General features: G+C 75.7%; 25 protein-coding genes. 12 read left to right on the plus strand and 13 right to left on the minus strand.

All coding sequences use genetic code 11. The features are described 5' to 3' along the window. Positions 1–51 precede the first annotated feature (51 nt). From AC3EVP_RS06125 to AC3EVP_RS06155, 7 genes are all read left to right on the plus strand, one after another. The gene (locus AC3EVP_RS06125; protein WP_435126934.1) at positions 52–1,188 is read left to right on the plus strand and encodes a carboxylate-amine ligase; all 1,137 of its coding nucleotides are present in this window, start codon (positions 52–54) and stop codon (positions 1,186–1,188) included. A gap of 76 nt (positions 1,189–1,264) precedes the next feature. After that, the gene (locus AC3EVP_RS06130; protein WP_435126936.1) at positions 1,265–1,810 is read left to right on the plus strand and encodes a cysteine hydrolase family protein; all 546 of its coding nucleotides are present in this window, start codon (positions 1,265–1,267) and stop codon (positions 1,808–1,810) included. A gap of 148 nt (positions 1,811–1,958) precedes the next feature. Then, positions 1,959–2,573, plus strand: a complete 615-nt coding sequence (locus AC3EVP_RS06135) for a flavodoxin family protein (RefSeq protein WP_435126938.1) — start codon at positions 1,959–1,961, stop codon at positions 2,571–2,573. A gap of 83 nt (positions 2,574–2,656) precedes the next feature. Next, entirely contained in the window at positions 2,657–3,385 is a 729-nt protein-coding gene (locus AC3EVP_RS06140; protein ID WP_435126940.1) for an HAD family hydrolase, read from the plus strand. A 47-nt stretch (positions 3,386–3,432) separates the two neighbouring features. Next, positions 3,433–4,122: a HemK2/MTQ2 family protein methyltransferase gene (locus tag AC3EVP_RS06145; RefSeq protein ID WP_435126942.1), complete on the plus strand. Its 690-nt coding sequence runs from the start codon at positions 3,433–3,435 to the stop codon at positions 4,120–4,122. After that, a complete protein-coding gene (locus AC3EVP_RS06150) occupies positions 4,106–4,441 on the plus strand; it encodes a CDGSH iron-sulfur domain-containing protein (RefSeq protein WP_435126944.1) in 336 nt (111 codons plus the stop codon). The genes AC3EVP_RS06145 and AC3EVP_RS06150 overlap by 17 nt, the downstream gene beginning before the upstream one ends. Further along, positions 4,428–5,441 carry an iron-containing redox enzyme family protein gene (locus tag AC3EVP_RS06155; protein ID WP_435126946.1) on the plus strand — a complete coding sequence of 338 codons (1,014 nt, stop codon included), beginning with the start codon at positions 4,428–4,430 and terminating at the stop codon, positions 5,439–5,441. The genes AC3EVP_RS06150 and AC3EVP_RS06155 overlap by 14 nt, the downstream gene beginning before the upstream one ends. 19 nt (positions 5,442–5,460) lie before the next feature. On the opposite strand, the gene AC3EVP_RS06160 is transcribed toward AC3EVP_RS06155, so the two are convergent. Genes AC3EVP_RS06160 through AC3EVP_RS06190 form a run of 7 tightly spaced genes read right to left on the minus strand, consistent with a single transcriptional unit; the run spans position 5,461 to position 9,861 of the window. After that, positions 5,461–7,269 (minus strand): complex I subunit 5 family protein, encoded by a 1,809-nt coding sequence (locus tag AC3EVP_RS06160; RefSeq protein WP_435126948.1) that lies wholly within the window; start codon positions 7,267–7,269, stop codon positions 5,461–5,463. 4 nt (positions 7,270–7,273) lie between these two features. Next, complete coding sequence (locus tag AC3EVP_RS06165) at positions 7,274–7,621, minus strand: sodium:proton antiporter (protein ID WP_335972470.1); 348 nt, start codon at positions 7,619–7,621, stop codon at positions 7,274–7,276. Then, on the minus strand, positions 7,621–8,370 hold the full coding sequence (locus AC3EVP_RS06170) for an MnhB domain-containing protein (RefSeq protein ID WP_435126952.1): 750 nt from the start codon (positions 8,368–8,370) through the stop codon (positions 7,621–7,623). Before AC3EVP_RS06170 ends, AC3EVP_RS06165 begins: the two co-directional genes overlap by 1 nt. Continuing rightward, complete coding sequence (locus tag AC3EVP_RS06175; protein ID WP_435126954.1) at positions 8,367–8,672, minus strand: Na(+)/H(+) antiporter subunit B; 306 nt, start codon at positions 8,670–8,672, stop codon at positions 8,367–8,369. The genes AC3EVP_RS06170 and AC3EVP_RS06175 overlap by 4 nt, the downstream gene beginning before the upstream one ends. Continuing rightward, positions 8,657–9,013 (minus strand): cation:proton antiporter, encoded by a 357-nt coding sequence (locus tag AC3EVP_RS06180; RefSeq protein ID WP_435126956.1) that lies wholly within the window; start codon positions 9,011–9,013, stop codon positions 8,657–8,659. Before AC3EVP_RS06180 ends, AC3EVP_RS06175 begins: the two co-directional genes overlap by 16 nt. Before the next feature lie 36 nt (positions 9,014–9,049). Beyond that, positions 9,050–9,343, minus strand: coding sequence for an MrpF/PhaF family protein (locus AC3EVP_RS06185; protein ID WP_435126958.1), 294 nt, complete (start codon positions 9,341–9,343; stop codon positions 9,050–9,052). Continuing rightward, positions 9,340–9,861 carry a hypothetical protein gene (locus tag AC3EVP_RS06190; protein WP_435126960.1) on the minus strand — a complete coding sequence of 174 codons (522 nt, stop codon included), beginning with the start codon at positions 9,859–9,861 and terminating at the stop codon, positions 9,340–9,342. The genes AC3EVP_RS06185 and AC3EVP_RS06190 overlap by 4 nt, the downstream gene beginning before the upstream one ends. A gap of 278 nt (positions 9,862–10,139) precedes the next feature. Here AC3EVP_RS06190 and AC3EVP_RS06195 point away from each other — a divergent pair, with 278 nt between their 5' ends. Next, entirely contained in the window at positions 10,140–11,090 is a 951-nt protein-coding gene (locus AC3EVP_RS06195) for a Rieske (2Fe-2S) protein (RefSeq protein WP_435126962.1), read from the plus strand. An 85-nt stretch (positions 11,091–11,175) separates the two neighbouring features. Here the strand turns inward: AC3EVP_RS06195 and AC3EVP_RS06200 are convergent, their stop codons facing one another. The 3 genes from AC3EVP_RS06200 to AC3EVP_RS06210 form a co-directional block, all read right to left on the minus strand. Beyond that, entirely contained in the window at positions 11,176–13,386 is a 2,211-nt protein-coding gene (locus tag AC3EVP_RS06200; RefSeq protein WP_435126964.1) for a catalase, read from the minus strand. A gap of 159 nt (positions 13,387–13,545) precedes the next feature. Continuing rightward, positions 13,546–14,097, minus strand: a complete 552-nt coding sequence (locus tag AC3EVP_RS06205) for a DUF6328 family protein (protein ID WP_435126966.1) — start codon at positions 14,095–14,097, stop codon at positions 13,546–13,548. A gap of 136 nt (positions 14,098–14,233) precedes the next feature. Further along, positions 14,234–14,683 carry an STAS domain-containing protein gene (locus tag AC3EVP_RS06210; protein WP_435126968.1) on the minus strand — a complete coding sequence of 150 codons (450 nt, stop codon included), beginning with the start codon at positions 14,681–14,683 and terminating at the stop codon, positions 14,234–14,236. Between the two features lie 128 nt (positions 14,684–14,811). Here AC3EVP_RS06210 and AC3EVP_RS06215 point away from each other — a divergent pair, with 128 nt between their 5' ends. Both AC3EVP_RS06215 and AC3EVP_RS06220 read left to right on the plus strand, forming a co-directional pair. Next, positions 14,812–15,174, plus strand: coding sequence for a helix-turn-helix transcriptional regulator (locus tag AC3EVP_RS06215; protein WP_435126970.1), 363 nt, complete (start codon positions 14,812–14,814; stop codon positions 15,172–15,174). 140 nt (positions 15,175–15,314) lie between these two features. Continuing rightward, positions 15,315–16,322 (plus strand): SDR family NAD(P)-dependent oxidoreductase, encoded by a 1,008-nt coding sequence (locus tag AC3EVP_RS06220; RefSeq protein ID WP_435126972.1) that lies wholly within the window; start codon positions 15,315–15,317, stop codon positions 16,320–16,322. Here the strand turns inward: AC3EVP_RS06220 and AC3EVP_RS06225 are convergent. Beyond that, positions 16,316–16,684 carry a VOC family protein gene (locus AC3EVP_RS06225; RefSeq protein ID WP_335972460.1) on the minus strand — a complete coding sequence of 123 codons (369 nt, stop codon included), beginning with the start codon at positions 16,682–16,684 and terminating at the stop codon, positions 16,316–16,318. The genes AC3EVP_RS06220 and AC3EVP_RS06225 overlap by 7 nt on opposite strands. 151 nt (positions 16,685–16,835) lie before the next feature. Here AC3EVP_RS06225 and AC3EVP_RS06230 point away from each other — a divergent pair, with 151 nt between their 5' ends. Next, positions 16,836–17,747 (plus strand): LysR family transcriptional regulator, encoded by a 912-nt coding sequence (locus AC3EVP_RS06230; protein ID WP_435126975.1) that lies wholly within the window; start codon positions 16,836–16,838, stop codon positions 17,745–17,747. A 7-nt stretch (positions 17,748–17,754) separates the two neighbouring features. Here the strand turns inward: AC3EVP_RS06230 and AC3EVP_RS06235 are convergent, their stop codons facing one another. After that, a complete protein-coding gene (locus AC3EVP_RS06235) occupies positions 17,755–18,939 on the minus strand; it encodes a zinc-dependent alcohol dehydrogenase (RefSeq protein ID WP_435126977.1) in 1,185 nt (394 codons plus the stop codon). Positions 18,940–19,225: 286 nt separating this feature from the next. Here AC3EVP_RS06235 and AC3EVP_RS06240 point away from each other — a divergent pair, with 286 nt between their 5' ends. Continuing rightward, entirely contained in the window at positions 19,226–19,798 is a 573-nt protein-coding gene (locus AC3EVP_RS06240) for a hemerythrin domain-containing protein (protein WP_435126979.1), read from the plus strand. 121 nt (positions 19,799–19,919) lie between these two features. Here the strand turns inward: AC3EVP_RS06240 and AC3EVP_RS06245 are convergent, their stop codons facing one another. After that, the gene (locus tag AC3EVP_RS06245) at positions 19,920–20,987 is read right to left on the minus strand and encodes a mannonate dehydratase (RefSeq protein ID WP_435126981.1); all 1,068 of its coding nucleotides are present in this window, start codon (positions 20,985–20,987) and stop codon (positions 19,920–19,922) included. Positions 20,988–21,062: the final 75 nt, after the last annotated feature.

The following is a 21,062-nucleotide window of genomic DNA, read 5'->3' on the forward strand; positions in this document are numbered from 1 at the left end:
CTGTCCCGCGCCGCGGTCATGGCCGCGCGCACGGCGGGTAGGCGAAGGGCCATGGACACGACCGGCGTCACCCTGGGCGTCGAGGAGGAGTACCTCCTCCTGGACACCCGCTCCCACCTGCCCTGCCCCTGCGCCCAGCGCGTGCACGACGCCGCGCGGATCGGCTCCGGGCTGGGGCGCGACGAGGTCGACCGCGAACTGCTCCAGGCGCAGGTGGAGATCGCCACTCCGGTGTGCGGCAGCCTGGAAGAGGTCGGCGAGCACCTCACCCGGCTGCGGCGGGCGGTCGCGTCCGCCGCAGCGACCGAGGGGTGCCGGCCGGCCGCCACCGGGGGACTGCCGGTGCCCAGCCGGCAGGACGTCCCGGTGACCCGCGAACGGCGCTACCAGAAGATGCACGCCGAGGCCCGCCGGCTGGTGGACGAGCAGCTCATCTGCGGGATGCACATCCATGTCGCCGTGCCGAGCCGATCGGTGGGCGCGTCCGCACTCGGGCGGGTCCGGCCCTGGCTGCCCGTCCTGCTCGCCCTGGGCGCCAACTCCCCGTTCTGGCAGGGCCAGGACACCGGCTTCGGCAGCTGGCGCACCGTCGTCTTCGGCCGCTGGCCGGTGAGCGGGTCGCCGCCCTTCGTCACCGATGCCGACGACTACGAGGAGCGCGTCGAGGCGCTGATGGCCACCGGGGTCGCCCCCGACCGCAAGCAGCTGTACTGGCTCGCCCGGCTGTCGGAGCGGTATCCCACGCTCGAGGTGCGCGCCCCCGACGTGCAGGTGGACGTGGCCGACGCCGTGACCCTCGCGGGCCTGGCCCGCGCCCTGGTGGTCACCGCGATCCGCGAGGCGCAGCACGCCGAGCGGGCGCTCGACCCGCCCGCCAGCATCATGCACGCCGCCGAGTGGCACGCCGCGCGGCACGGCCTGTCCGGCACGCTGGTGGACCCCCGCTCCGGCACCCAGGCCGACGCCGCCGACGTGGTGCGCGCCCTGCTCGACCACACCGGCGCCGCGCTCGCGGAGTCCGGGGACACCGAGCGCGTCACCGCGGGCGTCGAGCGGTTCCTCGCCGAGGGGACCGGCGCCGACCGGCAGCGCGCCGCCGAGCGCGACGGCGGCATGCCCGCGCTGCTCGCCCTGGTCACCCGGCACGGCTTCGAGGACGCCCGCCCGGCTCAGGAGGCCGGGACGTGACCGGCGGCCCGGCCTCCCGGCGGCCCCGGGCCGCGCCGCGGTCGCGGACGCCGGCGCGGCGGGCGACCATGCCAGGGTGAGCACCGAACGGCAGTCCGCACTCGTGGTCATCGACATGATCAACACCTACGACCACCCCGACGCGGAACTGCTGGTCCGCTCCGTGCGCGAGGCCCTGCCGGGCGTGCGGCGCGCCCTGGCCTCGGCCCGGGAGGCCGGCGTGGACGTCGTCTACGTCAACGACAACTTCGGCCGCTGGCGTTCGCACCACGACGAACTCGTGGCGACCGCGCTCGGCGGAGCCCACCCCGACCTGGTCGAACCGGTGCTGCCCGACGCCGACTCGCTGTTCGTGGTCAAGGCCCGCCACTCGATCTTCTACCAGACCCCGCTGGAGTACCTGCTCCAGCAGACCGGTGTCGGGCACGTGGTGCTGTGCGGCCAGGTGACCGAGCAGTGCGTGCTCTACTCCGCCCTCGACGCGCACATCCGCCACTTCGACGTGACGGTGGTGCGCGACGCGGTGGCGCACATCCAGCACGACCTGGCGCGGCCCGCGCTGCGGATGATGGAGCGCAACATGGGCGCGCGGCTGGTCCGGGCGGCCGACCTCGCGTGGTGAGACCCGGCCGGCGGCGCCTCGTCGAAGCCGGTGCCGTACGTCACGCCACGTCACCGCGGTCGTGCGCTGGGCGACCGGCGGGCGGCGCCCGGGCGATCGATCGGCCCCGGGCACGTGTCATTTCCGTCAGCGGGGTATCCGACCGGACATGGACGACGCAGCTTTGACGGCATTGGCCCTGGTATGCACCCTCAACCCGTCCCCGGCCCCCTCCAGCTCCCAGCTGCTGGCCGAGCAGACCCTGGAGGCGCTGCGCGAGCACGGCGTCGCCGGCGAGGCGGTCCGGATCGCGGACCACGACGTACGGCCCGGTGTCGCGGTGGACATGGGGGAGGGCGACGCGTGGCCCGCGATCCGGGAGAAGATGCTCGCCGCCGACGTCCTGGTGCTGTCCACGCCGATCTGGCTGGGGCACCCGTGCAGCGTCGCGCAGCGCGTACTGGAGCGGCTGGACGGCGAGCTGTCGGAGACCGACGACGAGGGCCGGCAGCTGACCTACGGCAAGGCCGCCGCGGTGTGCGTGGTCGGCAACGAGGACGGCGCGCACAAGGTGACCGCGGACCTCTTCCAGGGCCTGAACGACGTCGGGTTCTCCCTGGCCGCGGGCGCGGCGACCTACTGGGTCGGCGAGGCCATGCACGGCACCGACTACCAGGACCTGGACAAGCCGCCCGACGCGGTCGCCGCCACCACGAAGACGCTCGCGGCCAACACCGCGCACCTGGCCCGCGCGCTGCGCGTGCGGCCCTACCCCCCGAGCTGAGCCGGACCCCCGGCCCCGCATCCCCCTACCCCGCACCCGCTTCGACCCGCACCCAGGCGGACCCGGAAACCGGAGGACACCCGATGAGCGGCACCGAGAGCACCGACCAGCGCGGCGGCGAGGCCGCGGCCGTGCTCTTCGACGTGGACGGCACCTTGATGGACACCGTGCACCTGCACACCGTCTGCTGGTGGGAGGCGCTGCGCCAGGGCGGCCACACCGTCCGCGGCGCCCGTATCCAGCGCTGCGTCGGCATGGGCAGCGACCACCTGCTGGACGCGCTCCTCGGCGAGGACCGCGACCACGACGAGGACAGCGCGCTGAGCGCCGCCCACGACGCGCTGTACGCGCAGTACTGGTCGCGCCTCGCCCCGCTGGACGGCGCCGCCGACCTGGTGCGCGCCTGCGCCGCGCGCGGCTGGCGGGCGGTGCTGGCCTCCTCCGCCAAGAGCGGCGAGGCGAAGGTGATGACCGACGCGCTCGGCGTGGACGACGTGCTCTTCGCCGCCACCACCGCCGACGACGTGCAGGCCAGCAAACCCGCCCCCGACCTGGTCCGGGAGGCGCTGGACAAGGCGGGGGTGCCCGCCGAGCGGGCCGTGTTCGTCGGGGACGCGGTGTGGGACGCGCAGGCCGCGCGCGCGGCCGGCGTGCGGTGCCTCGCGGTGCTCACCGGCGGCGGCTTCTCCCGCGCCGAACTGACCGACGCGGGCGCGGAAGCGGTCTACGACAGCCCCAGGGACCTGCTGTCCGCTCTCGACGGCAGCCTGCTCGCGGCCCCGCCGGGCCGGCGACCACCGGGCAGCGCCTGACCGCAAGCGCCCACGCCCGCATCGCACCCGACCCCCGGAGGTCCCCCGTGGCTGCCCAGACCGCTTCCCTCGCCTTCCGCCGCCCCCGCGGGCCGTGGACCCTGCCGGGCGTGTACGCCCCCCAGGAGGACACCCGGCTGCTGGGCCGGGCGCTGCGGGCCGAAAGACCGCTGGACGGCGCGGACCTGCTCGACATCGGCACCGGCAGCGGCGCACTTGCGGTGCTGGCCGCGCGGATGGGCGCCCGGGTCTCGGCCACCGACATCTCGTGGCGGGCGGTGCTGGCCGCGCGGGCCAACGCGGCGCGGCAGCGGCAGCGCGTCCGGGTGCGCCGCGGCGACCTCGCCGGGAAGCAGCACGGCCGCACCTACGACGTGGTCGTCACCAACCCGCCCTACGTGCCCGCACCCGAGGACCTGCCGCCCTCCGGCGGGGCCGCGCGCGCCTGGGACGCCGGGCGCGACGGGCGGCACGTGGTGGACCGGGTCTGCGCCCGCGCCCCCGAACTGCTGCGGCCTGCGGGCGTGCTGCTGATGGTTCACTCCGGGCTGTGCGGCGTGGAGGCCAGCCTGCACCGGCTGCGGGCCGGCGGCCTCGCCGCGGAGGTCGTGGCCCGCGACCACGTCCGGGTCGGCCCCGTGCTCAGCCGCCGCCTGCCGTGGCTGCGGGCCCAGGGCCTGGTCGGACCGGCCGACGAGTACGAGGAGCTGGTGGTCGTCCGTGCCGAGCGAACCTGACCCGCGGGAGCCCGGGCACGACGCCCCCCGCCCGGCCGGTGCGGCCGGCGGCGACCGGCGTCCGGTCCGGGTCCGGGTGGACCCGGACGGGCCGATCCTCGTGGAGGGCCCGGTCGAAGTGGTGCGGGACGACGGGACCGTGGCCGTCAGCGACCGCTTCGTGGTCGCGATCTGCACCTGCCGCCGCACCCGCACCCCGCCCTGGTGCGACACCAGCCACCGGCGCCGCAGGCGCCCGCCCGCGCCGCCGCGGCCCGAGCCGGACGCCCGCCGCCCCGCCGACCCGCCCGAAGGAGGCCCGTCCCGTGCGGACACCTGAACCCGCCGGCACCCTGACCGCCCCCCGGCTGCCGCAGGCCCGCGGCCCGCTGTCCGACGCCGTCGCCACGGCGCTGACCACCGCCCGGCCACCGCAGCAGCGGGACGTGCTGCGCGCCCACACCACCGGGGACCCGTACGGCGACGACCTCCAACTGGCCCTGTACGTCCTGTACGAGCTGCACTACCGCGGCTTCGACGAGGTCCCCGACGACATGGAGTGGTCGCCGCTGCTCGCCCCGCTGCGGGCCGCCCTGGAGCAGACCTTCCTGCGGGCCCTGCACACCGACGTGCCCGCCCGCACCCCGGACGAGGCGTTCGCGGACCTGCTGGTCGAGCCCGCCGACCCCGCCGGCAGCGTCACCCACCACCTCGAACACGACGGCGACCTGGGCCAGCTGCGCGAGTACGCGGCGCTGCGCTCGCTCTACCACCTCAAGGAGGCCGACCCGCACGCCTGGGTCATCCCTCGGCTGCACGGGCGGGCGAAGGCCGGCATGGTCGCCATCGAGTACGACGAGTTCGGCGCCGGCCGGGCCGAGGACGTGCACGCCCAGCTCTTCGCCGACCTGATGGCCGACCTCGGCCTCGACACCGCCTACGGGCGCTACACCGAGGCCGCGCCCGCGGTCGCCCTCGCCACCGTGAACCTGATGACCCTGTTCGGCCTGCGGCGGGACCTGCGCGGCGCGCTCGTCGGCCACTTCGGCTGCGTCGAGGTCACCTCCTCGCCCGGCTCCCGCCGGCTGGCCGCCGCCATGCGCCGCACCGGCGCCGGGCCCGCCGCGGAGCGCTTCTACACCGAGCACGTGGCGGCCGACGCCGTCCACGAGCAGGTCGTCCGGCACGAGGTCGTCGGCGGGCTGCTGGCCGAGGAACCCCACCTCGGCGCCGACGTCGCGTTCGGCGCCGACGCCACCGTCCTGCTGGAGGACCGGCTCGCCGCCCACCTGCTGGACGCCTGGCGGTCGGGCCGCTCGGCCCTGCGCCGTCCCCTGTGACCTCCGGCCGGCCCGGCCGTCAGGTCTGCGCGGCGATCAGCACGCACAGCGCGGCCACCCCGAAGGTCAACCAGGCGACATAGTCGCCCAGATGCCCCGAGTGCAGCCGCCGCAGCCCGGTCACCGCGTGGCGCACCGCCCGGTGGAAGGGCAGCCGCACCGGCCGCCGCACCGCCAGCCACGCCAGGAGGGCCGCCCCCGCGGCCGACACGAATCCCAGCAGCAGCCCCTCACCCGTCCACGCCGACGCGACGTGCGCGACCGCCGGGGCGGCCCCGCCCAGCACCGCGGCCCGGTAGGCGGCCGGGTCGGTGTAGACCCCGGCGCCGCCGGCGATCGCGCGCCCCACCGCGGGCACGCACCCCACGGCCGCGCACAGGGCGAGCAGCACCGCGGGCACGGCCGTCATCATCGGCGGCAGCGACCGCCCCGGCGTCCGGACCTCCGGCTCCTCGCCCTCGCCGCTGGTCTCCTCCTCGCCGGGCCGCTGCGCCGGCACCGCGCCCGCGCCCCAGAAGATCCGCACCGCCGCCCGCAGCACCGCCCCGCCGGTGAGCGCGGACGTGAGCACGTACACCGCCGGCAGCCACGCCTGCGTACGGCCCGCGGCGGCCTCGCCGAGGGCCTTGCCGAGCCCGGTGCCGAACGGCGGCAGCCCCGCCAGCGCCAGCGCGCCGAGCACGAACAGCACGCCCGGCAGCCGCAGCGCGCGCCCCCGGCCGTGCAGCCCGTGCTCGTCGACGGAGCCGTAGCGGTCCAGCAGCACACCGGTCAGGCCGAACAGCGCCGCCTTCACGCAGCCGTGCGCGGCCACGTACACCGCGGTGCCGGCCGCCCCGTCGGGCCCGAGCAGCGCGATCCCCACCACGAACAGCCCGACATGACCCACCGTCGAGTACGCGAGCATCCGTTTGAGGTGCCGCTGCTGCCAGCACATCACCGCGCCGACAAGCGCGGTGAGCACCCCCAGCGCGGTGAAGGTGTGGCGGAACACCTCGTGCGGGACGCCGCCCGGGCCGGAGAAGACCGTCCAGTACACCCGGCCGACGCCGTACACGCCCAGCTCGACCATCACGCCCGACAGCAGCATGCACACCGGGGTGGGCGCGACGGCGTGCGCGTCGGGCAGCCAGAAGTGGAACGGCACCACCGCCCCCTTGACCAGCATGGCGGTGACGACCAGCACGAAGCCCGTCACGGTGAGCAGGTCGGCGCGGTGGCCGGCCAGCGCGGGCCCCAGCGCCGCGAGGTCCAGCTCGCCGGTGCGCGCGTAGAGCAGCCCGATGCCCAGCAGCGAGCAGTACGCGGCCAGGGAGTTGACGATCCCGAAGGTGAGGGCGCCCTGGAGCGGGCGCGGGTCCTCGATGCGGTAGCCGGTCAGGGCGTACCCGGCCGCGCCCATCAGCTCGAACCACACGAAGGCGTTGAACAGGTCCCCGGTCAGCGCGAAGCCGACCATGCCGGCCTGGAAGGTCAGCACCATCGCCGGGAACAGGCCCGCGCGCTCGCCGCTCGGCTCGTCGAAGTACCGCCAGGAGTAGGCGAGCACCGCCAGCACCAGGCACGCGGCGAGCAGCGCCAGGCCCGCGCCGACCCGGTCCGCGGCGAGCACCACGCCGATGCGCACCGGCCACCCGGCCAGGCGCGCCACCGCGACGCCGTGCAGGTGCGACCACAGCAGCGCCAGGCAGACCACGTCGGCCGCGGCCGCGGCGGTGGCCAGCACGTCGCAGCCCTTCCGCGGCAGCACCCGGCCGGCCACCGCCAGCAGCGGCGCGCTGAGCAGCGGGATCGCCACCGCCGCCGGCAGCAGGACCGCGTCCGTCACCGGGTCAGCCCTTCAAGGCGGTCAGCGCCTGCGGGTCGACGGTGCCGTGCCGCTTGCGCAACTGGATCGTCAGCGCGAGCAGCAGGGCGGTGACGGTCGCGCCCACGACGATGTCGGTCAGCGCGAGCGCCTGCACCACCGGGTCCACCACCGGCCGCGAGCCGGGCCGCAGGTCGGAGAAGACCGGCGCGGTGCCGTGGTCGCGGTAGCCGACGGTGAGCAGCAGGACGTACGTCGAGGACTGCGCGACCGCCAGGCAGCCGATCGCGTGGATCAGGTTCCTGCTGGTCACCAGCCCGTAGAGGGCCACCAGCAGAATCCATCCCGCGGCCAGGTACGCCCACACGCCCATCAGGCGTCCTCCTTCTGCTCGGTGCTGCCGGTGACCTCGACGGCCTGGTCGAGGAAGTGCGCGACGAGCACGATCAGCCCCGACGCGACCTCCACGCCGACGGCCGCGTTGAACAGCGGCACCATGCCCCCCGAGGTGATCTGGTTGAACGTGCCCAGCGGGAGGACGTTCTCCAGGAACGCGCCGCCCGCCGCGAGGCCCGCGACGCCCATCGCGGTGAACGACGCCGCCGCCAGACAGTCGGCCATGTCCAGGACGACCAGCGGCCGCAGTCGCCGCAGCACCCGGTAGTCGGCCGCGACATAGCCCAGATGGAGCGCGGTGGCCAGCACGACCCCGCCCTGGAAGCCGCCGCCGGGGCTGAGCTGGCCGTGCGCCACGACGTACACCCCGACCAGCACGGTCACCGGCAGCAGCACCGCGCCCAGCAGCCGGGTGGTGGGCAGGACGTGCTCCGAGGCGGCGGGGTGCTGGCGCTCGTCGCGGGCCAGGCGCAGCAGCAGCGTCGCGCCGAGCACCGTGCCGAAGAGGATCGACTCCTCGCCGAGGGTGTCGAAGCCGCGCAGGTCGAAGTTGACCGACGAGACGACGTTCGCGGTGCGGTGGCGCAGGGCCGCGGCCACGGCGCGGGTGCCGTAGGGGTGCGCGGCGCCGCCGAACCGCGGCAGTTCGCGGCAGGAGACGGCGAAGCAGACTCCGAGCACCGCCGCGGACAGCGCGAACAGCAGCAGCCGCGCACGGGCGTTCACGACCCGCCCCCGCCGCCGGGTCCCTCCGGATCGCCGCCCCCGGCGGGATGCTCCGGCCCGGACAGCGAGCGCCGTCGCACCTTGCGCACCGTCAGCAGGATGAGCAGCGGCGTCAGTACGGTGCCCACCGCCACCTGCGACAGCGCCACGTCCGGTGCCTGGAGCACCGTGAAGAGCAGCGCCAGCGCCAGCCCGAGGACACCGAGCAGCACCGCCTGCCGCACCGGTTCGCGGCACAGCACCGCCAGCGTGGCGGCCACCACCACGAAGCCGAGCGCCACACCGATCAGGGCCGTGTCCACCGTTGCTCCTCCTCTTCCCCGCTGCCGTCCCCGCTCCCGTGCCCCTCGCCTGCCCCGACCTCGCCGGACTCCCACGCGGCCTTGCCGACCGCGATCGTGGCGGCCGTGCCGCCCGCGGCGAAGACCAGGCCGATGAAGAGCGTCTTGACCGCCGCGCGGCCTGGGCCCTGCTCCACCGCGACCGCCAGCGCGATCAGCGGCACCCCCAGGCACGACGCGACGGCCAGCGCGTGCAGGCGCGCGGGCGTCCCGTCCAGCCGCACCAGGGCCGCCGCCGACAGCAGCACGCAGCCCACGCCCGCCCACAGCAGCACCAGGGCCGCCACATGACCGGCCGTCATCCGCGCCCCCGGGCAGGCCCCGTGAGCGCCGCGCACTCAGTCGCCGGCACGCTGCTGCTCCTCAACGGCCCCCTCGCTCCCGCCGGCCACCACGAAGCGGGTGAACACCAGCGTCCCGGCCGGCGACAGCACCGCCAGCACCAGCGCCAGGTCCTGGTACGAGGACCGGCCGTACCCCTGCGGCAGCAGCAGGAACACCGCGCCCACCACGGTGGACAGCAGCGACAGCGCCACCAGCCGCCGTACCGCGGAGCCCGCGGCGGCCACCCACAGGCACGCGGGCACCGCGCCGGCGAGCAGCACCAGGGCCGCGGCCGTCCACGCGTTCACCGCGGGCCGTCCGGACCGGTGAGGGCACGCTCCACCGCGCCGGGCGCGCGGCGCAGGGCGTGCACGCGGACCGCGGCGCCCTGCCGAGCGCCCCCGGCCGCCGACGTGCCGTCCGTGCCGTCTGCGCCGTCTGCGCCGTCTTCGTCGATCGTGAGCACGCAGGTGTCCGCGGAGGCGGCCAGCAGCAGCCCCGCGCCGCCCGCGCCGGTACCCGGGCGCAGCACGACCCGGCGGACACCGCCCGGACGCCGCCCGCCCCGCACGACCGCCCCGGCCAGCGCCGCGCTCCCGCGCAGCAGCGACCAGGGCAGCGCCGCCAGCGCGCGCAGGGCGCCGCGGCCGTGCGGCCGCCCGATGCCCACCGCCCGCCGCAGCCGGTGCGCCGCCAGCGCGCCGGCCAGCGCGGCACCGGCGGCCACCAGCAGTTCGACCGGATTGACCGAGCTGATCAGCACCACGTCCAGCGCGGCGAGCAGCACCCACCACGCGGCGACCTCGGCCACCGCCGTCCGCCCCATGCCCGCCGCCTCCCGCCTTCGATGCCCGCCTCGTGCATTCTCGAAGCACCCCGGAGCCGTACTCCCGCGCCGTCCCGCGCCGCGCCGTACGTCACCCGAACGGGGGCGGTGCGGGCGGGCGGAAAGCGTCCGGCTCCGTTGCGGGGCCGCGTACCCCGGCAGCCCGCGCGCACACCGGCACCCGCGCGGGCGGCGGGTGCGCGCGGGCGCCGGCACGCGCGCGGGCAGGTCCGCCCGCCGCCGGGCGGGACCGCGGCCCGGCCCCCAGACTCGGGGGCATGACACGCTGGAGCGCGACGACGGTCATGGCACAGCCGCTGCTGCGATGGGCACCGGACCGGGCCAGACCCGGCCGGATCGCCGACGCCGTCAGCAGGCTGGAACGCACCACGGCGCTGGACGGCGCGATCGGGGCGCTGCGGGGCGGCGTGCACGCCGTTGCGCTGGGCGACGTCCGAGACCTGCTGCACGGGCGTTTCCTCGGCCACCCGGTCCACCCCCTGCTCGTCCAGGTGCCGGTGGGCGCCTGGCTGTCGTCCGCGGTGCTGGACTGGACCCCCGGCGGCCGGCGGCAGGCCGGGCTGCTGATCGCGGTCGGCCTGGCCGGCGCGGTCCCCGCGGCGGCCGCCGGGCTGGCCGACTGGGCCGAACTGGAGGACGAGCAGGCCCGGGTGGGACTCGGCCACGCGCTGCTGAACGTGGTGGCGACCTCCTGCTACACCATGTCGCTGGCCTCCCGCCTGATCGGCCACCGCGGGCGGAAGACGGCCCTGTTCGGCCTGGCCGCGGTGGCGGCCAGCGGCGCCCTGGGCGGCCACCTGGCCTACCACCAGGCGGCCGGCGCCAACCACAGCGAGGCCACGCCCCGGATCACCCCGCCCGGCTGGCACGACGTCGGCCCGGTCGCGGACTTCCCCGACGGCCGCCCGGTGCGCTGCCTCGTCGGCGAGGTCGCGGTGCTGGTGCTGCGCGACGCCGACGGCACGCTGTCCGCGCTCGCCGACCGGTGCAGCCACCTCGGCGGGCCGCTGTCGGAGGGCGAGATCACCGACGGCTGCGTACGGTGCCCGTGGCACGGCAGCACCTTCCGGCTGTCGGACGGGTGGAACGTCACCGGCCCGGCCACCGCCCCGCAGCCCTGCTTCGACACGCGGGTCACGGACGGCCGCGTGTGGGTGCGGCTGCGGACCGCCGCCCCCGGCGACGGCCCGGCGCCCGCCGGCTCCTGACCCCCGGCTCCTGACCCCCCGGCCCGCCCCGCTTCCGCGGGGCGCCCACCCGGGCGCGCGGAAGCGGCGGCGGGCCCTGCCCGGGTCAGGCCGGCGAGCCGCCCAGCAGCGGCGGGAAGCGGTCCCAGACGCGGTGTTCGGCGAGCAGGCCCGCGAGCTGCCCGAGGGCGTCGGTCCCGGTGTCCCGTGCGACCACCCCCGCGCCGCCGGCCGCGAGCCCCACGGCCGCCAGCACGTCGCTGCCCTCGCCGAAGGCGCCGAGCGGCTTGCCGTGCCGGTACGCCTCGGTGACCAGCAGCAGGACCCGCGGGTCGATGTCGGTGACGGCCGCCGCCTCCGGGTCGGCCTTCGCGTCGCGGGCCGGCGCCGCGTCGGCGGCCGGCCCCGGAGCCGCGGCCAGCAGCAGCGCGTCGAACTCGATGGACCGGGCCGTCGCGAAGGTGCGCTGCACGCCCGGCCCGCCCGTCGGCGCGACCACCAGCGGCACCATGTCCGCCGCCAGCACGGCCTGTCGCACGTCGGCCACGTCCTGCCCCGCGTCGGCCACGACGATCCCGATCACCCGCCCGTCGGTCGGCCAGCGCCCGCCCAGCTGGGACAGCGCCGGGCTCGGCTCGGGGTCGGCCAGCGGCACCGTGGGCTCCGGCACGGGCAGCCCGAGACCGGCGGCGACCGTCCGGCACAGCTCGCCGTCGATGTTCGCCAGCACCCGCAGCCCGCGCTCCTTGACCGCGTTCTCGTAGCACTTGCCGAGCTCGAAGGTGTAGGCGGCGGCGATGTGCTCCCGCTCCGGGGGCGTCATGCTGCGCCAGAACAGCCGCGCCTGGCTGAAGTGGTCGTCGAAGGAGGCCGCCGCGTCGCGGACCTTGCGCGAGGCGGGGACCTCGACGGGCGCCTCGATGTAGGCGCCGGTGTCCGCGCCGGCCGTGAACGGGCAGCCGCCGTCGAGGGAGTTGGGCCGGTAGGGGGCGACGCCGCGGTGCACCGCGGTCTGGTGCATGCCGTCGCGGAGCATGTCGTTGACCGGCGCGTGCGTGCGATTGATCGGCAGCTGCGGGAAGTTGGGGCCGCCCAGCCGGGTGATCTGCGTGTCGACGTAGGAGAAGAGCCGGCCCTGCATCAGGGCGTCGTTGGTGACGTCCACCCCGGGCACGAGGTTGCCGACGTGGAAGGCGACCTGCTCGGTCTCCGCGAAGTAGTTGGACGGGTTCGCGTCCAGCGTCATCAGGCCCACCGGCTGGACCGGCGCGATCTCCTCCGGCACGATCTTCGTCGGGTCCAGCAGGTCGATGCCCTCGAACATCTGGTCCTCGGTGTCGGGGAAGGTCTGCACGCCCAGCTCCCACTGCGGGTGCGCGCCGGCCTCGATCGCGTCGGCCAGGTCCCGCCGGTGGAAGTCGGGGTCGACGCCGGCGGCGATCTGCGCCTCCTCCCACACCAGCGAGTGGACGCCCAGCTTCGGCTTCCAGTGGAACTTCACCAGCGTGGTGCCGCCCTCGGCGTCCACCAGCCGGAAGGTGTGGACACCGAAGCCCTCCATCATCCGGAAGGACCGCGGGATGCCGCGGTCGGACATGTTCCAGAGGGTGTGGAAGGTCGCCTCGGTGTGCAGGGTGACGAAGTCCCAGAACGTGTCATGGGCGCTCTGCGCCTGCGGGATCTCCCGGTCCGGGTGCGGCTTGCCGGCGTGGATCACGTCCGGGAACTTGATCGCGTCCTGGATGAAGAACACCGGGATGTTGTTGCCGACCAGGTCGAAGACGCCCTCGGAGGTGTAGAACTTCGTGGCGAAGCCGCGGGTGTCGCGCACCGTGTCGGCCGAGCCGCGCGAGCCGAGGACCGTCGAGAACCGCACGAACACCGGTGTGCGGACGCCCTCGGCGAGGAAGGCGGCGCGGGAGATGCGGGCGGCGGTGCCGTACGACTCGAAGACGCCGTGGGCCGCGGCACCGCGGGCGTGCACGACGCGCTCGGGGATGCGCTCGTGGTCGAAGTGGGTGATCTTCTCCCGCAGATGGTGGTCCTGGAGCAGGACCGGCCCGCGCGGACCGGCCTTCAGCGAGTGGTCGGTGTCGTACAGCCGCGCGCCCTGGGCCGTGGTGAGGTAGGCGCCGGCCTGCGCGGCCGTCGCCGGGTCGGCGCCCGTCGGCTGCCCGGTGGGGCTGCCGGTCGCCGGGCCGCGCTGGTCCGCCTTGGGCGGCAGCGGGTCCCGCGGCCGCGTCGGTTCGTCCACCGGCGGCGGCTCCACGCCCGGTGCGCCGGGGATGTTGTCGCGCGGGGTGTCCTTGCTGCTCACTGCGGCTCCTTGCGGTCGGGTCAGGGGAGTGGCGCCGACGGCGCCGACCTGTCCGGGTGCCCCACCCGCGGCGGGCGAACCGCCGGCCGGCCCGGATTCCTCCTGATGGCGGCCCGGGCCGGGGGCCGGCTCGCGGGGGGCGGGTCCGCCCCGGCGCGGTCAGCGGTCGCGGTGCTCGTCGTGCTGGTGGCGCTCGCGGCGCTCGCCGGGCTCGTGGCGCTCGTTGCGGCGCCTGGCCCACAGCGGCAGCACGATCCAGCACAGCACGAACCATGCGACCAGGGCGCCGACGAGCCAGGCCGCCGTCGGGTCGTGCACGGCGACGCGCAGCACCAGCAGCAGCGACGACGCCATGGTGCACAGCAGCAGGCACAGCCCCAGCAGGGTCAGCCGCGACGCGAGGACGACGGTCTCCGGTTTGAGCCGGCGGCCGGTGAGCAGCCGGTGCATGGCGACCGGTCCGACGAGCGCCCCGGTGGTGGCGGCGCCGAGCACGACGGTCGCCACGTAGATGTGCCGGTCGGTGGCGGACAGGGTGGTGAATCGCTGCTGGAAGACCACCGTGAGCAGGAAGCCGAAGAGGATCTGCACCCCGGTCTGGGCGACGCGCAGCTCCTGGAGGAGATCGCCCCACCTGCGGTCGGCGCGCTCCTCCTCGCTCTCATGGCGCCCCGCCGCCGGTGACGGCTGCCGGTCGTCGGACGGCTTCATCGCGGCTGGCCCTCCTTCGCCGTACGCCCCCGCGTCCGCGGCCCCGTGCGGGGCGCGCGGAGCCTGCCGGTCGGGTGCCCCCGGCACCGCGGATCATGCGCGGCGCCGGGCGGGGCGGCTGTGGCGGCTGAGACGGTCAGGCGGGCCGGGCCGGGCGGACCACCCGGGCCTCGCAGGTCCTGGTGGGGGAGGCGAACAGCTCGCGGGTGCCGGACAGGTCGAGCACCCGCGCGACGCTCGGCGAGAGCGCGGAGATCGCCAGTTCGACCCCGAGGTCCAGCGCCCGCGCCCGCAGCCGCAGCAGCATGTTCAGGCCCGCGCAGTCGAAGAACGCGACGTCGCCCAGATCGACGTCCAGCCCGGCGGGGGAGAGGACGAGGCAGTCCGTCAGGATGTCGCCCGCGGTCGGGGCGGTGGCCAGGTCGAGTTCGCCGGCGACCGCGGCCCGGGTGTGGCCGGCGCTCTCGACGGTACGGACGGCCAGGCCCGAGTCGAAGTCCTGGTACGAGGATGTCCTCGGTGACGTCCCGCCCCTGTGCGCCCGCGCGCTGCCGCCGAGGGTCGGCGTGGGCTCGATGACGGTCAACGACCTACCTCCTAATGCTTCGCAGGCTTGTACCCAGAGCTTGCCCGTCCGCTTCGAGCACGTCAAGAAATACACGAAATCGAGTTCGTGACTTGAGCGACATGAATCAGCCGCCGTAAGGTGAGACCGTGCCCGAACCAACCGACTCCCGTCCCACCTGGACCTTCCTGACCAACCACGCCCGGGTGCTCGCCACCATCGCCCGCGACCCCGGAGTGCGGGTGCGGGACATCGCGGCCCGCTGCCTGCTGACCGAGCGCGCGGTGCAGAAGATCATCGCGGACCTGGAGGGCGACGGATACCTCCAGCACACCCGTATAGGGCGCTCCAACCACTACGAGATCCCGCAGGGCACCCTGCTGCGCCACCCGGCCGACTCCGGCCCCACCGTGGACGACCTGCTCGCCGTGTTCGCCCTGGACACGCACCCCGCCACAGGCGGCGCACCCGACCCCGACCCCGGCGCCCACTCCGGCGGCGACGCGACCTGACCCCTGCCGCCCGGCCCGGCCGCGCACTTTCCGGGCGCGCCCCGCGGTAGAGGGCCGCCCCTGCGGGTACCCGGGGACCCTGCGCCGGGTCGGGAACCTGTCCGCCCGCACCGGCACCCGCTGCCGTAGGAGGTAGGGACATGGCCGATACCCGCACCCGCGCGGACTCCGCCCTCGCCGGCCGGTCCGCGGTGGTCACCGGAGGCTCCCGCGGCCTCGGCCTGCTCATGGCCCGGCGGCTGGTCGACCTCGGCTGCGACGTGACGGTCGCCGCCCGCGACGCCGCCGAACTCGACGCGGCCGCCGCCCACCTGGACGCCGGCGCCGCGAGACACGCCCGCGTACGGACCCAGGTGTGCGACGTCACCGACCGCGACGCGGTGCGCGCGCTGATGCGGGAGGCGGCCGGCGCCCACGGAGGGATCGACGTGGTCCTCGCCAACGCCGGCATCATCCAGGTCGCCCCGATCGACGCGATCGGCGCCGACGAGTTCCGCTCGGCGCTGGAGACGATGTTCATGGGCGCCGTGCACACCGCCCTGGAGTCCCTGCCCTACCTGCGCCGCAGCCCCGGCGGCGGCCGGCTCGCGCTGATCGGCTCGGTCGGCGGCCTCGTCACCCCGCCGCACCTGGTGCCGTACGCCTGCGCGAAGTCCGCGGTGGCCGCGCTCGCGGAGGGGCTGCGGGCCGAGGAGCGGCAGGTGAGCGTGACGGCGGTGCACCCGGGGCTGATGCGCACCGGCTCCCACCTGGCCGCGGAGTTCGGCGGCGACCGGGCCGCGGAGTTCGGGTGGTTCTCGGCGCTGGCCGGCACCCCGCTGCTGTCGATGGACGCCGAGCGCGCCGCGCACCGCATCGTCCGGGCCGTCGAGGCGCGCCGGACCCGGCTGGTGCTGACGCCCGCGGCCAAGGCGGCGGGCCTCGCCCACGGCGTGGCCCCGGCGCTCACCGTCCGTCTGACGGCGCTCGCCGCCCGCGCCCTCCCCTCGGGCGGGACGGACGGCGCGTCCGGAGCCGGCCTGGCGGAGGGCCGCGACGTGGATGCGGCGCCGGCCGACCCGGTGCTGCGCCGGCTGCGCGCCTGGGGCAGCGCCCTCAACGACCGCGCCGCCGACGCGTTCAACGAGCGCCGCCCCCGGCATCAGTAGCAGCGCAGCTCGATGACGTTGCCGTCCGGGTCGCGGACGTAGAGCGAGGTGGCGGTGCCGCGGGCGCCGAAGCGCGGGCCGGGGCCGTCGACCACGTCCCACGCGCCGGATGCGACCACCTCGTCCCAGTCGAGCGGTTCGACGACCAGGCAGAAGTGGTCGACATTGCGGCCGTCCCGCTCCCCGGCGACCAGGTCGACGATGGTGTCCGCGCTCACCCGGACGGACGGGAACGGCGCGCGGCCGGCGCGCCACTCCTCGACGCGGACCGGCGCGAGGCCGAGGGCGCCGCAGTAGAACCGCAACGAGCGTTCCACGTCGGCGACGTTGAGGACCAGGTGGTCGAATCCGGTGACACGCATGGCGTTCCCTCTTTCCGTTCACCGGCGGGGTCCGGGGCCCGGACCGCCTGCCTGGCACCACCCTCGCGGGGCCGGCCGGCGGGACCAAGCACCAAGAGGCATAGGATCGTTGCCCCAGGAACAACGGTCGGCGATCAGCGGGAGGCGGCTCGTGTGGGAGCGCCACGAGACGGCGGCCTTCCTGGTGCTGGCCGAGGAGCTCCACTTCGGCCGGACCGCCGAACGGCTCGGGCTGACCACCGGCCGGATCAGCCGGACCATCAAGGCGGTCGAACGGCGGGTCGGCGCACCGCTGTTCGAGCGCACCAGCCGCACGGTCCGGCTCACCCCGATCGGCGAGCAGCTCGCCGCGGACCTGCGGCCGATCGTCCGCGGCCTGGACGCCGCCCTGGAGCGGGCGGTGGCGGCGGCCCGCGGGGTGACCGGCGTGCTGCACGTCGCCTTCCTCGGCGCGACCACCGCGCCGGTGCTGCTGCGCGGGGTCGAGCTCTTCCAGCGGCGCCACCCCGACTGCGAGGTGCGGGTGCACGAGGAACGCTTGGCCACCACCCGAGCCCACCTGTCGGACGGGACCGTCGACGTGCTGCTGGCCGCGTTCCCCTTCGACGGCATGGCCACCGGCCCCGCGCTGATCCGGGAGCGCCAGGTGCTCGCGGTGGCGGCCGGGCACCGGCTGGCCCGCGAGCCGGCCGTATCGCTGGAGGTCCTCGCCGACCACCCCGTCATCCAGTACCCGCAGGCCACCTCGCGGTCGTTCAAGGAGCACCGCACCCCGAGCCGCACCCCGGGCGGGCGGCCGGTGCCGCGGGGCCCGCAGGGGGAGAGCTTCTCCGAGATGCTCTCCCTGGTGGCCCTCGGGCGCGGGGTCCTGCCGGTCGGCGAGCACACCCCCGGCTCCTTCCCGCACCCCGGCATCGCCTATGTGCCGATCACCGACGCCCCGCCGATCCTGCGGGGGCCGGTCTGGGCGGAGTCCCGCACCACCGCCCGCGTACGGGCCTTCGTCCGCGCCGCCGTGGACGCGGCCCCGCACTCGTCGGTCCCGCCCGCCGCAGGCCGCTGACGCCCGGTCACGGGGTGAAGAGCACCTTGACCGCGCCGTCCCGCTTCTTCTGGAACATCGCGTACGCCTCGGGCGCCTTCGCCAGCGGCACCCGGTGGGTGGCGAAGTCGTCGACACCGAGCGGGTCCGCGTCGGTCAGCAGCGGGAGGAGGTCGTCCACCCACCGCCGGACGTTGGCCTGGCCCATGCGCAACTGGACCTGCTTGTCGAACAGGGTGAGCAGCGGGAGCGGGTCGGCCATGCCGCCGTAGACCCCGGACAGCGAGATGGTGCCCCCGCGCCGCACCAGCTCGACGGCCAGGTACAGCGCGGAGAGGCGGTCGACGCCGACGCGCTGCATCAGCCACGCGGCCAGCGGGTCCGGCAGCAGCGCGGTCATCTGCTGCATGCCCTGGGCCAGCGGCGCGCCGTGCGCCTCCATGCCGACGGCGTCGATGACGCAGTCGGGCCCGCGGCCGTCGGTGGCGTCGTACACGGCGTCGGTGAGCTTGTCGCCGTACGCGGACAGGTCGAAGGTGTGGACCCCGCGGGCCCGGGCGCGGGCCAGCCGCTCCGGCACGAGGTCGATGCCGATGACCTGGCCGGCGCCGCGGTGGGCGGCGATCCGCGCGGCCATGTCGCCGATCGGGCCGAGGCCGAGCACGGCCACGCTGCCGCCCTCGGGCACGGCGGCGTACTCCACCGCCTGCCAGGCGGTGGGCAGGACGTCCGAGAGGTAGACGAACCGGTCGTCCGGCGGGCCGGGCGGAACCGCGATGGGCAGGGTGTTGCCGAAGGGCACCCGCAGGTATTCCGCCTGGCCGCCCGGCACCTGGCCGTAGAGCTTGGTGTAGCCGAAGAGCGAGCCGCCCTTGCCGTGTTCGCGGACCTGGGTGGTCTCGCACTGGGAGTGCAGGCCGCGCCCGCACATGAAGCAGGTCCCGCAGGAGACGTTGAAGGGGACGACGACCCGGTCGCCGGGCCGCACCGCGGTGACCTCGGGGCCGACCTCCTCCACCACGCCCATCGGCTCGTGGCCGAGGATGTCGCCGGGGTCGATGAACGGTCCGAACACCTCGTACAGGTGGAGGTCCGAGCCGCACAGGCCGGTGGTCGTCACCTTCACCACGATGTCCGTCGGGTCCTGGATCACCGGGTCGGGAACGGTGTCCACGCGCACATCGCGCTTGCCGTGCCAGGTCAGTGCCTTCACTGGTGCTTCCTCTCCTCAAGGCGGCGGCCCGCTCGGACCGGTGCGGCGGCCGCGTGGGCAGACGGCGGCGCGCACCCGGCCATCCGTTCCCCGCACCGGGCCGGGCCGAGCGTCCCGCCGCCCGAGGTCCCCCGAGCGGTCCCGCCCGGCGCGCCGCGGCCCACGGAGGCGCGGGTACGGGTGGGGCAGCGGGGACGCGCCGGGGCCGAAGGGGTTTGGCGGGGCCGTGAGGGGTGAGGCGCCCCTGCGTACGAAGATCGACGTCCGACCCGAGAGGGAGCCGAGCATGAGTTCCGCCACCATCGAACGGACCGCGGCGGCCCGCCTTCCCGACGGCGACGTGGTCGCGGTGCTGCTCACCCAGCACGCCCGTATCCGCGACCTGTTCGCCACCGTCCGCGGCACCCGCGGCGACGCGCGCCGGCAGGCGTTCGACGAGCTGCGCGCGCTGCTGGCGGTCCACGAAGTCGCCGAGGAGCTGATCGTCCGGCCGGTCGCGAAGCGCACCGCGGGCGAGCAGGAGGCCGAGCACCGCAACACCGAGGAGGCCGAGGCCACCGAGGTGCTCAAGCGGCTGGAGCAGATGGACCCCGACAGCGCCGGGTTCGACGCGGCGATCGAGGAGTTCGAACGGGCGGTGGGCGAGCACGCCGACCACGAGGAGAGCGAGGAGTTCCCCTCGATCCTGCGCGAGTGCACCGCCGAGCACCGGCACACCATGGGGGAGCGGCTGGCGCGGGCGGAGCGGCTCGCACCGACGCACCCGCACCCGTCCGCGGCCGGCCGCCCCGCGATGGTCGCCCTGACCGGGCCGTTCGCCGCGATGACGGACAAGGTCCGGGACGCGCTGAGCGGCTGAAGGAACCGGGCCGCCGGACGCGCACCACGCGCACGGGCGGGGCGGACGGACGAAGCGCCGTCCGCCCCGCCCGCGCGCGTGGTCAGGGCTCAGCGCGCGCGAGCGCCCGCCGTTGCCGGCGTCATCGATTCTGCGCCCGGCCGGGTGCCCGGTGCGGCGGCCCGTCGAGGTCCAGGGCATTGAGCACCCCTTGCAGGTAGCCGATCGCGTGGGCCCGGCCGCGGCTGCAGTACGCCGCCGAGGAGATGTCGCCCCAGGTGTCGAGGTCGCCGATCATCGCCGGGACGTGGTCGTCGATGAGGAAGCCGTCGAACCCGGCGGCCGCCAGGCGGCGGATCACCCGCGCAGGGTCGAGGTTGCCCTCGCCGAGGAAGCACTCGGTGAAGCTCGGCACGGTGCCGCGCACGTCCCGGAAGTGCACGTAGAAGATGGCCGGGCCGAGCAGGTCGATGACGGCGTCGACGCTCTCCTCCCCGGCCATCTCCGAGACCGTGCCCAGGCACAGGTTCAGCCCCCAGGACGGGCTGCCGCCCGCTTGGGCGAGGGCCCGCGCGATGGCGGCGGGCGAGGTGAAGATCCGGGCGACCCCGCCCAGCGGCTCGTCCACCGGCGGGTCGTCCGGGTGCAGCGCGAGCCGCACCCCGACCTCCTCGGCCACCGGCAGCACCGCGTCCAGGAAGTACTGGTGGTGGGCCCACATGTCCTCGGCGGTGATCGGCTCCGCCACCGGCTCGTCGGGGGTGAGCCGGTAGCCGGCCAGCGCGTTGCCCTGCGGGGCCCGCGCCAGGTCGAAGGCGCTCACCTTGGCGCCGCCGCGCCCGGCCGCGGCCATGTCGGTGCGCCACACGTAGGTGGCGAGGAAGTTGTAGCCGAGCAGGTCGATGCCGACCGCGGCCATGTTGCGCAGGGTCGCGCGGAAGTTCTCGATCTGCTCGTCCCGGCCCGGCAGGCCCCGCTGGATCTTCCAGAAGTGCGCCAGGGGCACGTTCTCCAGCCCGTCGATCGCCAGGCCGTCCGCGTCGCAGCGCTCGCGCAGTGCCCGCAGCTCTGCCAGGCTCCAGCAGCCCTCGCGTCCGGGCAGCAGGTCCGGTGTGTGCAACTGGACGCCGGTCAGGCCGAGTTGGTGCGCGAAGGTGGCGACCCGGTCGTCGTAGGTGTCGATGTGGCCGAGGGAGAGTCGAATGGTCATGCCCGGCCGACCCGCAGGTGCTTCACGGTGATCCGTTCGGTTGGAGGGGAGACGAGGGGGACGCAAGGAGAGGAT

Source organism: Actinacidiphila sp. bgisy144 (assembly GCF_057708105.1).